An 11,195-nucleotide genomic window follows, 5' to 3' on the forward strand; every position below is an offset into this window, starting at 1 on the left:
GATTTAGATGATTTTTTATATCTGTGTCAATTAAATATTAATGTTTGATTTGGTCAATATCTCCCCACTCTGGTTCCCCACATTCTTTTATTCTTTCTCCTTCCGATCTCAAATTAAACGAAGCTCCGTGTAGAGGACTTCCTGTGTGTTTATTAAGAATCATAAATTCCATTTCCCAGGTATTATTTCCTTCTCCTGATCCTCCTCGAACCACATCAAAGTCAAGGTCTATGTATTTTTTCCCTGTAACATCTAATACAATATCATTAAACATAAAACGCTCTCCTTCTTTTCCTCTAACATCATCATGATTAAAAACTACTTTGTCATTTATACTCAGTGCCATTTGTCTATAATTCGTCCGATGGAAAACAATTCCATATTGTATTGTGTCATTTGGGTTCCCATGTATGGTAAACTCAGCACTTCTACCTACACATTCTTTTCTACTACCCGCCAAATACAACACTTCATTTGTAGTATATCTTCCTGTAATTTGAGGAACAGCATCATCATCGCATATATCTCCAATTCCGTCTCCATCATAGTCACTAAGGTTTGTTCCCGGGGTATACGGACAATTATCTTCTTCTATGATTCCATCCCCATCATAATCTTCATCTTTTGGTGTTTCTCCTATTAAGTGACGTTCCAAAGTTGCTTTGTCATTGGCAGGAATCAGAATACTATTGCTACCCGTATGTGCTACCTGATCGGTAATACGAATCCCTTCAAAACCATCTTTATCTACAGAGTGTTTGAAATTAAAATGCGCACTATCTACATTCATAAATGCATATTCTTCGAACCCATCCATTCCCATATCACTATATCTACTATTAGAGCCTACAGCTGTAGGTAATGTGTAATTGTAACCATATTGAGCAGCAGAGTATCTTCCTAAAGCATCTTGATTTTCTAATTCTGCCCCAAAAGGACTGTATTGAGTAACTTCACTAGCAAAGGTCCAGTCTGTATCTGCTGTTGTAGCTTTCTGCCATCCATTTTGCGTCGGACTGTAATAAGGTGTAAACTTCTTAAAATATCCTTCTCTACGTGTGTGTACTCTAGTAGGGACTCCTTCATTCACATTAGTACGCTCTGTTAAATAGGCATACGATTTTTTAGCTCTCCATTCGCCTTTGGCATTGTATACATACGGGTTAAAAGGGTTTTCGAATGGGTAATCTTCTTGAGAGATATCTGTTAACTTTCCTCCACTTAAAGGTTCGGGAGCAAACTCTAAATTACTCTCACATTGGCAATTCCAAAAATCATTATACGCAACTGCACTTGCATTTATAATCCTAGGGTTATTAGCCAATGGAGTCTGCTGTCCTAAGGAAAATGTAGCAGCATCTATTTTTGTAACATGGTTTCCATCACTCTTCAAAATTGGATTCTTCATCATTGTAATAGCTGCCATATTTGCCATTTGCTGATTTCTATACCCTGATCTTATAATTTTAAATTTGATCGTATCGTTAATTTCTGCTCCGTTAGAAACATTAATTACTACTCCATTACGCTTCATGAGCATCACTCCATCTCCGGCAGGGTTAAACCCAACAACCCATAGACGTTCATTTAATTTTGCTCTTCCATAGGTAGCAATCATTTCATCTCCTAAAGTAAAATATCTGTTAGCCTCTGGCATCGTAAAGAAGTTTCCTGATTTTTGTAGTGTCCCTGTTAATCCAATATTACGGGATGCTTGCCCCATATTGTCATAGCTCCAATAAGCAGGAAAATTAAAATTGTAGTATTCATCATCAAATTCATTAATGGTACGAGTCAATAATACTTGTCCCGTCTCCGCATCCCAGGCTTCATTGATAGTTGAAACTTTCGCCCCCAAATCTGTCGCTATTTTTTCTTTTAGTATGGCAGTCGTATGAATTACTTTTGTCGTTGTTGTAGAATATGCTACATTTTCAAGTTCCGTTCGAGAGGGTACTATTGTCGGAATAGGTATTACTACTATCCCAAATACCAAGGCAACAACATTGGCTTTGACGCCTTCTGTTTTAGAATTCGAATAACTTTCTCTAAAATCCGTAACTACGTCATAATCCACTCCTATTTGCTGGTCTTTACGTACCGTACCATCCTTATTTATTACTACAACTTTATTTTTTAATCGTGTTTCATCCCCTTCTTTGGTACTGTATTTATACGTCACAGACGACACTGGTTTCTCCTGTCCTTCTCCATATACTTTTTGGGATTTCATTTTCCCATTCATATCATTGGTATGTATTACAAACCCTTGTGACAAGGCATATTCGTTCCTGGATTTTACTTCTCCTCCAAAAAGCCCTTTAAGCATATTCTCTAAAAACTGATTCTGATTCGTCGCATAATTATTAGGATGATCTATATCAGTATAATCCACTTGAGTCGGATAATCCTTAGAAGTAAAAAACTCTGATACAACTTTTCCTGTAGCATGTTTGGTAATCCCTTCTCTTGCAAGATTAAGAACGGTTACCTTGCTATAGGTAACATTGGCTGATGGGAAAAAAGATTCACCGAATGGTTTCTCTACATAATTAACTTCTCGAGGAGCAATCAAACGCTCGGAGTTATTATAAAATGGTTCTACCAATGGGTTTTCTTTACTCTGATTTGGCTCATAAGTAGCAACTCCGCTAGAACTACCATCTTCTAATGTATATTGATAGGTTTGCCCATATTCTTTGAGGTATTTGGTATTTGTATCAGGAATTGTAGCATCCACCATCTTATTCCATTGATCTTTCATCACTAATTTTTTAACTCTGGCACCTCCTCCCAACTTATAATTTTTAGGGGTTGATAATCGGATCCATGATTTTTCTGGAATAAATCGCTGTGCACATAAAATGCTGTTACTTCTCAACTTTCCATTGGGTCCTGTAAGGATATCAACATTAGCCTTAAAGCTACTCAGTACTTTTTTTGCTATTGACTGTATATTTTCAGTTCTATAATTAGCATTTAACCCATATATCAGGCTATTAAGGTATTTCCTTCCAAAGTACCATCCGGCTTTAGTAATCGGATTTACTTTTTTTGTTCCAGCAATCCCTCCTTCTAAATCTGTCATCTTCATAGGGATAGATGCATATACCTTCCCATCTTGTGTTTTAAACACTTTAATGGGTTTGTTTTTTGATATTTCGAAATACCCTGTTACATAATCATAATCTGCGCTTGCAGTATTTTTTGCTCCTTTCTTAGTCATATTCATTAAAAACCTAAAATAGATCGGTTTATCTCCTATTCCCTGTAAGTATTTTGATCGAAAAGCAGCTTCTGTTGTAATGGTTTCATCAGATGGTAATTGAACATATAAATAATCCGCATCCCCATCAAAAACATTCAGTGCATTTGACTTATAGAGTTTTTGATTTTCCCTGGGATTCCCGGGAATCTCTCTCTCTCCTGCTCCAATCACCTTGAACATTTGCATCGCTTTTCGGTCTTGTACATATTGATAATCATCACTCTCATATGTGAGTTCTACTTTCCCCCCGGAAGGAAGGTTAACGGATGTCAACGACCAGGCTGCAGCATAAGAGTCTTCTATAGTTTTATCATTCTGGGCTACGTAAGGAAATTCTGGAGTCGTTAATGAATCTGGCGTATTACAGGTATTTGGTTTGTAGCTGCCCCAAATATTATATGATTTTAAATTATAGTTAGGGTTGCTTCCTTCATAGTTAAACTCATAAGGAGTATATTTCCCCATGTTAGAGTTTCTATAAGTAAAGTAGACCTTTTTTAAGGTCAATTTTCCTCCCTGATTGTTTAATTCATTGGCACTGGCTGCCCCTCTTAGGTTATTTTCTATTCCCTTACATTGAGAGTAATCATATATAAAATGAGCTGTTTTTATAGTGCTAATTGGCAAATCATTTGTAGGATCATTATCTAGTATGTTTGCTTTCAGGGCTTCTGGTTTGGAATATAATCTGATTTTATCGATTTTATACATTTGTTGTCCGGATGAAAGCGCTCCTCCATTTTCTCCTGCTGCACCCCGACCATCTTTACGAGGGGAAAGGTCAAATAATGCCACATGCGTTTTAGTTACAATCCTATCTAAGTATTTAATTTCTTTCTCTCCATAGATATAACTTCCCTTTTGGTCATATCTATCGGTATTTAATCCCTCATTATAAGATGCCTGCCTTGGTGTTTTACTGTATGGTACTCTCCAATTATAAATACCTCCTCTATTTTTATAAATAAAATTAGTATACGCTCCTAAGTCATCATCTGTTGGTCCATCTCCTTCTAGGTCTTCATAATCTGATGATAATACTGTAGATAACAAATAGCTATGTGCATATGCCGGAGTTTCTACAGCATCATAAAAATGATCAATCCCACTTTTATTGTTTATGGAATTTTCTCCACTTAGATATGTTACTACACCTTCTGCACAGTTATAAGAGCTGCTATTGGTAGCAAAAGTGACTTCTCTTTTTCTTGTATTATAAGCTGTTTCTCCAAAAACATAGGTAGCCCCATCTGCTTTTTGTATTCTTATTTCTGCGGTATGATGAGGTGCCGCCTTCGGGTTAATCCGGCTATTCGCGTAGGTTTCATTATAAAACTTGGCAAGTTCATTTACTTTTATCTTTTGTACGTTTTGATTTCGTACATCTCTTTTACTTCTTTTGAACTTAGTATTAAATCCGGGTAAACTTCGGTAGGTAGGTTTTTTGTTTGCATCATACTCTTTGATTCTAAAGTTATTATTAGCATATTTATTAAAACTGCTTTTACTCCCTCCAATTTCTAATGCTATAGGAGCATATTCTCCTAAACCCTTAAACATTTGCTGATCATGATCTACCCTTGGCTCCCCTATATACTTAAAATATACAGGTTCATAATCTATTTTCTCATCAGAAGATCTGGTATTTTCTCTTTCTTGTTTGAAATGCTGTAATGCTTTCGTTTTCCAGATTCCGGTTCTACTAACAGAAGGGGCATTTGTAAAATTGGCTCCAAAATGGTATCCAGTTCCCGGTTCTATTTCTACTCCCAGACTAAGACTAGAACTCTCATCTTCTACCAGATCGTCATTAATCTGCCCTACTTGGCTACGAAAAGGGCGAAACATCCCCCCAACTCCCTGTCCTTGTACGGAGTATAGATCATACGTATAATTAGCTACAGGAAGCATCAGTGTTGTTTTACTGATGATATTGTCTTTTTCCCTGTTATAATCCTTTATATCATCTGGAGTAGCATAGCCTGTAAATTCATATCCATACGCTTTTTCTTTTTTTATGGTTTCTTTTACTTTTTGTACAGCTCCCATTGCTGAAACTTCTCCTTCTACATCAGCTCCAAAAATATCTCCTCCAAGGGATACTGCTACCGTACCATTATTATTGATGAATGCGGTTCTCTTTCGGGGAGTCATTGCAATATTGTTAAATGAAATAGAGCCACTCCCCTGCCCTACCAAAGCAGTTTGAGATTTTACCCCTTTTACACTATTATATTTTTTATTACTTGCATCCTTTATTCCTGTTAGTCCTAATGAACTGGAAACATTAAAATTTGATAATCCCCGATTAGAGTTATAAGATATCCCTGCATTAAGGGAACCTGTTACTCCCATATTCCCTGTTTTACCTAATAATGCACTGGCTCCAACTTTAGGAGACACAGAAATTCCTTCTGTTGCTGAGGTCTCTACATCCATCCCTACCGTAACAACATCTGCCAGGTTAAAAGAAATTCCATATGAAGGAGCAAATGATATTCCTGTATAGTTGTTATACTTTAAGTTTACTCCTAAAGATGCATTTCCTCCAACACCTCCTGTAAGTTTATTAACTTCATCTACTGTTTCATACCCAAAAAGCTGAAAATCTACTTCTGCTCTTACCCCTACAGTTACATTAGGCTTCATAGAACTTTCATATATCATCTCATCTCCTTTGAAATCATCTGGAAGTCCTCGTACCTGTCGATTAATTTGCCCTACATTGAGGTTCCATCCTAATCCTACCCAAGAAGCTTCCTGATCCATTGTTATCCCCGAGTCATAGGCTAAGTTTAACGGATATCCCCCTACATCCATTACAGGAATATTATAATTAAAGTTTCCTGAGGATAGGTTTACCATATCACTGGTACCTATTGGTGTAAAAGCTGTAAATTCGGGTTGAGAGGGTCCCCCCGTAAGTGCGAATAAATTAGATGGCTGAATGGTACTGATAAACAATTGTATTGAGAGATAACTAGCTAGTACCTTTGAAAATTTACTAGTCCGTATGGAGTGAATCATAGTGGGTCGTTATAATTTTAGTTACGTATAATTTTGCCTTCAGAGAATATGTGTTCGGCACTGAACTATAAAACAACTGTCTAGCTCGAATGCATCATAAACTGATTCTCTATTGTGTGATTTTGCAATGATTAATTGCTTTTTTGCCTTCTATATCTCGTTCGATATTATCTAGCGTATCAAAGGTAGTATCCGTATAAAATTAGCCTCTATTTTTTACTTTTTTTTCCTGTCTTTGCAGTAAAAAGTTTCTCTAAAAAAAACAAAAATCAATGCGAAAGCCTATAAACAATGGAGTTTTCAAACTTTTCAATTTTGAAAACAAAATGCTCGTTTTTTTTATACTCCTCCATAAAAACTTTCCTAAAAATGACAAGAATTATTCTCTATATAGAAAAAGTAGTATCCCGAAACGGGTAATGAATTTTAATCAGATGCACTAGAGTATAGATCGGTCTAAATAGGAGGAAGCTAAAAATCCAATAAAAAAAGAGTAAGCAAAACAAATTATTAAAATTATGAGCACTAAAAAAATGCAATCGTTAAAAAACTTTGAAGTATCTAAAAAACAAATGGAAAGCACAACTGGGGGTCTCTATTATGGTTGGGGAATAACACTATGGCAAATAGATGAAGGTACTGGTAGTGGAGATGTTGGTACTTATGTAGATGGTATGAGAGAAGGGACAGATGCGTATGAGGATCATAACTAATTAAAACTTACCCACTCAATTTATATCTGTTGAGTGGGTATAATAATATGTATTTATGATACTCATTATATCCATAGAACAAGACGAAAGTACCATAAACATCATCAAATGGTTAAACCATTTAGGAAAAAAATACATTGTATTCAATAACAATGATATCATCGACCATATTACTGTTAATGTTACTACAGCAGAGGTGTTTCTTAATTGTTCTGGAACAACAATTAATTTTAATGAAATTTCATCAATCTGGTATAGAAGAGGAAACTTTAAAATCAAAAAAAACGATTGGGAAAGTAACTTTGTCTCAGATAAAATTGAAGTTTTTGTACAAAAAGAGCAAAGAGAACTTTTTGAATATTTACACTTTCTATTAGATCAAAAATTCTCTCTTAACAATTATAATGGTAAAAAAGTTAATAAACTCATTGTACTAACAATGGCTAAACATCTGGGATTGAATATTCCCGAAACTATAATTACCAATCAGAAAAAAGAGTTAAACGAGCAGTTACAGAAAAGGGAACTTATTACAAAGGCAATTAATAACCCAATAGGGATTTATGGAGATACGTATTGGTTACCTAATTACACTACCATAATTAATAAAAAAGTGGTTGCTTCTCTGGATAAGACCTTTGGGATAAGTCAGTTCCAGAGAAACATACGTAAAACTTTCGAGATACGTAGTTACCTATTAGAAGAAGAATTCTATTCCATGGCAATTTTCTCACAAGCAGATCAAAAAACAGAAACAGACTTTAGGCAATACAATCATGAAAAACCTAATCGAACAGTCCCATACCAATTACCGGAAGAAATAGCATCAAAGCTTAAAAAGCTAGCCAAAAAATTAGGTTTAAACAGTTGTTCTTTTGATCTAATATATACAACTTCAAAAGAATATGTTTTTCTCGAGGTCAATCCCATTGGTCAATTTGGGATGGTTTCATACCCATGTAATTACAATTTAGAAAAAAAAGTAGCCCAAAAACTTATACAATATGATACCTAAAAAAGAAGCAGAAGATATTTTAGAAAGCATTAAAAATAATAAGAATAAAAAAATTCCTGTCATATTACATTTGTCAGAAATGACGTCTATTAGTGCTTTTTCATTAAAAAAAACAACCAATAGAATACATATTGCTCAATACCGTGACAGGTATGCCTCTAAAAGAACATTTTATAAAGCGATTTCTCTTCAACATCCTAGATACAAATAATGAATGAACAACACATAATATTATACGCTAATTGCATCCCTGTTAAGGGACAAAGTAAATCTGCAATTTATGATCTGCAACGAAATAAGATTATAGATATTCCTAATGATTTATATGACTTCACTCATTTTTTTGATACGCATAATGTATCGGAATTGTATGAACTGGGAGGGGCAGAAAATTATGAAACAGTACATGAATACATACAGTTTTTAATCGAGGAAGAAGTGGCTTTTCTGGTGGATAAAGGTCAGCAAAAATTATTTCCGACATTAGACATGATATGGGATTATCCTTCTCAGATCACAAATATGATTTTAGAAATAAGCGACCTAACATTCCCTGTTTTAAACAAAATTGTTGAGGGTATTATATCTTTAGGTTGTGAGCATTTATATATCAGGATCAGGATGGAAGACCCCATAGAAGTACTCCGAACAATTTTACATCTTTTAGAAACCGCTCCTGTATATTCAATTGTATTTGAAGTGGAGTTAGGAGTTCATCAAAAAATAAAAAATTATGAAACGCTAATTGATAATAATAATCGTGTAGACACTCTTTTTTTATTAACTAATGAAATCAAAAAAACGAATTCTAAAAAAATAATATTCTCTACGCCTAAGGATTTCATTACCAGAAAAGAACGCTTCTTTCGAGTTAATATTTCTTTATTTACAGAAGCTCAGGGACACAATGTGTATTTTAACCGAAAACTATATATCGATCAAGAAGGTACAATAAAAAATGCCCCTGAAACAAAGGAAACATTTGGAAAAATCACTGACGTTTCCAATGACGAACTTTATGATATCATAAAATCCCCTTCATTTCAAAAATATTGGGAGATTAATAAAGATCTAATAACAGAATGTAAGACTTGTGAGTATCGCTATATGTGTATTGATAATCGACTCCCTGTATTAAGAGAAAATAGAACGTATTCTTTCGAAACAGAATGTAAAATTAAAGCAGTACATACTATAGAAGATTAGGCTTTTCTATGAATAACGTGAACTTTTTATGTCAATATCATATTATTTAGTCTCATACTTAAGTCTTGAAATAAAAAAGCCAGATGAATACATCCGGCTTGTTGTCATGAAAGAGATCGAAATATCACGATTTATTTGAAAATCCTGTATTTATAAAAACCCATTCTACATTATTAACTGCTTCATATGGGCTATACTCTTATTTATTAATAATATTAATAGAATATCCATCTTAAAAAGTAGTAATACTAAATATAGTAGGTAACCCAAGTCGAATATCTTATAAATTTAGTGCTATTTTTCTAGCTTTCTTCAAGATTGAAAAGTGTTGTCTCCTCTGTTTTAGGAAAGCCTTTATTTATTTTAAGACTCCCGTAATCCATTTTATATAAATTATCACAATATTCATAATAACTATCATCATGGGTAATCGCAATAATCGTTTTATCTTCATTTTTTACTAAAAAAGGAAGAATTTCTAAATAGAATTTTTTTCTAAATACAGGATCTTGGTCAGCAGCCCATTCATCTAATACTAAAATAGGTCTATCTTCTAATATTGCATATATTAGAGCTAATCTTTTACGTTGTCCCAAAGACAGATCTATTGTAGAAAACCCAACAGCATCATCATACACTACTTTATGGTCAATTTCAAATAACTTTAATAAGTTACTTACCTTATTTTCTTTATTCTTTTGTATTCCATAATTTTTTTCAAATAAATGAAAATCACTAAACACAGGAGCAAAAAGGCTTTTTGAAAGATTCGACCATTCAATAGTTTTATATAAACGATCAAGAATAGTTACATTAATATTTTTTGGAGAATAAATTCCTAAAAGTGTATTAACAAATGTTGTTTTTCCACTTCCATTCCCTCCATGTATGAATATAATTTCATTTTTTTTAATATCGATATCAATAGGTCCAATTTTAAAACTAGAGTCTGAGTCATACTCATATGTCAATTCTTTAATAGAGATTGTATCAAAATTAACAACACTGCTCAATTGTTTGGTTTCCTCTTTTTTATTTACGACAAAAGAGGTTAGAATCTTCGATATTTTCTGGGTTGATATTTCTGCATTAGATAAATTACCAATAAGACTACTGAGAACTTCAATAGGTTTTAATACGAACAAAAATGTTAAAGCAAAATTTATAACTACTCCCCTTTCTTCTGGGAAATAAATCGGAAAAAATAACAGTAACACTCCTAAAAAGACAAAGCTAAAGCTTTCCCCCAAAATACCTGCTACAGACAAACCTGAATAAGCACTTACCCTATTGTCATACGAATCATCCAAATACTTATGGGTCATTTCTTTTAATGCTCTTCTTTTTAAAGGATACATTAGAAGTTCCTTATATCCGTTTAAGATTTCGTTCAAAACAGAAATAATATCATCCTGAATATCCCTAGACTTTTTTAATTTAGGATGCGCTACTCTTAATATTAATGCAAATACTAACACTGCTGACAAAAAAACTAATATTGTTGCTAACAGTAGTTTCCACGATAAGATACTCATATAAATAAAACAACAGATTATAGTTGATAATGAAACAACGATATATACCATATGTATTAAGCTTTCTGCAATCAAATTAATATCACTTGATAAGGTTGTATACACCAAATCTTTGTGTTTCATAAGATTGAGATAATCTGAATTAAGAATTTTTTGGAAAATTTTTTCTTTAATCTCTTTTATCATTCTTTCAGAAATTTTGATCAGTCCTCTAAAAAATGCAACACTGACGGCTACATATAATATAATTAGAGAAAAGTATAGAATACTATTTTCTATAGTTACGCTTTGAACATCATCAATAAAGTCGTTAATTAAATATATTATTGATGTGCTTATTACACCAGTACAGGAGCCTAAGATAAATAAGGCTCCTATTTTTACAGTACTGGAATTTTGAAATAAAAATTTTATTAATTTCATTTTCTATT

General features: G+C 33.5%; 6 protein-coding genes. 4 read left to right on the plus strand and 2 right to left on the minus strand.

Annotation, left to right across the window (positions count from 1 at the left end; all coding sequences use genetic code 11):
• Positions 1 to 37: 37 nt before the first annotated feature.
• Positions 38 to 6,295: a hypothetical protein gene (locus HN014_RS04575; protein WP_176027711.1), complete on the minus strand. Its 6,258-nt coding sequence runs from the start codon at positions 6,293 to 6,295 to the stop codon at positions 38 to 40.
• Between the two features lie 518 nt (positions 6,296 to 6,813).
• On the opposite strand from HN014_RS04575, the gene HN014_RS04580 reads away from it, so the two are divergent.
• Genes HN014_RS04580 through gwsS form a run of 4 tightly spaced genes read left to right on the plus strand, consistent with a single transcriptional unit; the run spans position 6,814 to position 9,229 of the window.
• Positions 6,814 to 7,008, plus strand: coding sequence for a hypothetical protein (locus tag HN014_RS04580; RefSeq protein WP_176027712.1), 195 nt, complete (start codon positions 6,814 to 6,816; stop codon positions 7,006 to 7,008).
• 55 nt (positions 7,009 to 7,063) lie between these two features.
• A complete protein-coding gene (gene gwsG, locus HN014_RS04585; RefSeq protein ID WP_176027713.1) occupies positions 7,064 to 8,023 on the plus strand; it encodes a grasp-with-spasm system ATP-grasp peptide maturase in 960 nt (319 codons plus the stop codon).
• Complete coding sequence (locus HN014_RS04590; protein WP_176027714.1) at positions 8,013 to 8,234, plus strand: hypothetical protein; 222 nt, start codon at positions 8,013 to 8,015, stop codon at positions 8,232 to 8,234. Before gwsG ends, HN014_RS04590 begins: the two co-directional genes overlap by 11 nt.
• Entirely contained in the window at positions 8,234 to 9,229 is a 996-nt protein-coding gene (gene gwsS / locus HN014_RS04595) for a grasp-with-spasm system SPASM domain peptide maturase (RefSeq protein WP_176027715.1), read from the plus strand. The genes HN014_RS04590 and gwsS overlap by 1 nt, the downstream gene beginning before the upstream one ends.
• Positions 9,230 to 9,531: 302 nt before the next feature.
• Here gwsS and HN014_RS04600 read toward each other — a convergent pair whose 3' ends face one another.
• Entirely contained in the window at positions 9,532 to 11,187 is a 1,656-nt protein-coding gene (locus tag HN014_RS04600) for an ATP-binding cassette domain-containing protein (RefSeq protein ID WP_176027716.1), read from the minus strand.
• Positions 11,188 to 11,195 lie beyond the last annotated feature (8 nt).

It is taken from the genome of Aquimarina sp. TRL1 (assembly GCF_013365535.1).
Classification (GTDB): Bacteria; Bacteroidota; Bacteroidia; order Flavobacteriales; family Flavobacteriaceae; genus Aquimarina; species Aquimarina hainanensis.

What these genes read in the sequence shown, in the direction of transcription:
- HN014_RS04575 (WP_176027711.1), bottom strand. Translation starts at nt 6,295, where the DNA reads ATGATTCACTCCATACGGACTAGTAAATTTTCAAAGGTACTAGCTAGT.
- HN014_RS04580 (WP_176027712.1), top strand. Translation starts at nt 6,814, where the DNA reads ATGAGCACTAAAAAAATGCAATCGTTAAAAAACTTTGAAGTATCTAAA.
- gwsG (WP_176027713.1), top strand. Translation starts at nt 7,064, where the DNA reads ATGATACTCATTATATCCATAGAACAAGACGAAAGTACCATAAACATC.
- HN014_RS04590 (WP_176027714.1), top strand. Translation starts at nt 8,013, where the DNA reads ATGATACCTAAAAAAGAAGCAGAAGATATTTTAGAAAGCATTAAAAAT.
- gwsS (WP_176027715.1), top strand. Translation starts at nt 8,234, where the DNA reads ATGAATGAACAACACATAATATTATACGCTAATTGCATCCCTGTTAAG.
- HN014_RS04600 (WP_176027716.1), bottom strand. Translation starts at nt 11,187, where the DNA reads ATGAAATTAATAAAATTTTTATTTCAAAATTCCAGTACTGTAAAAATA.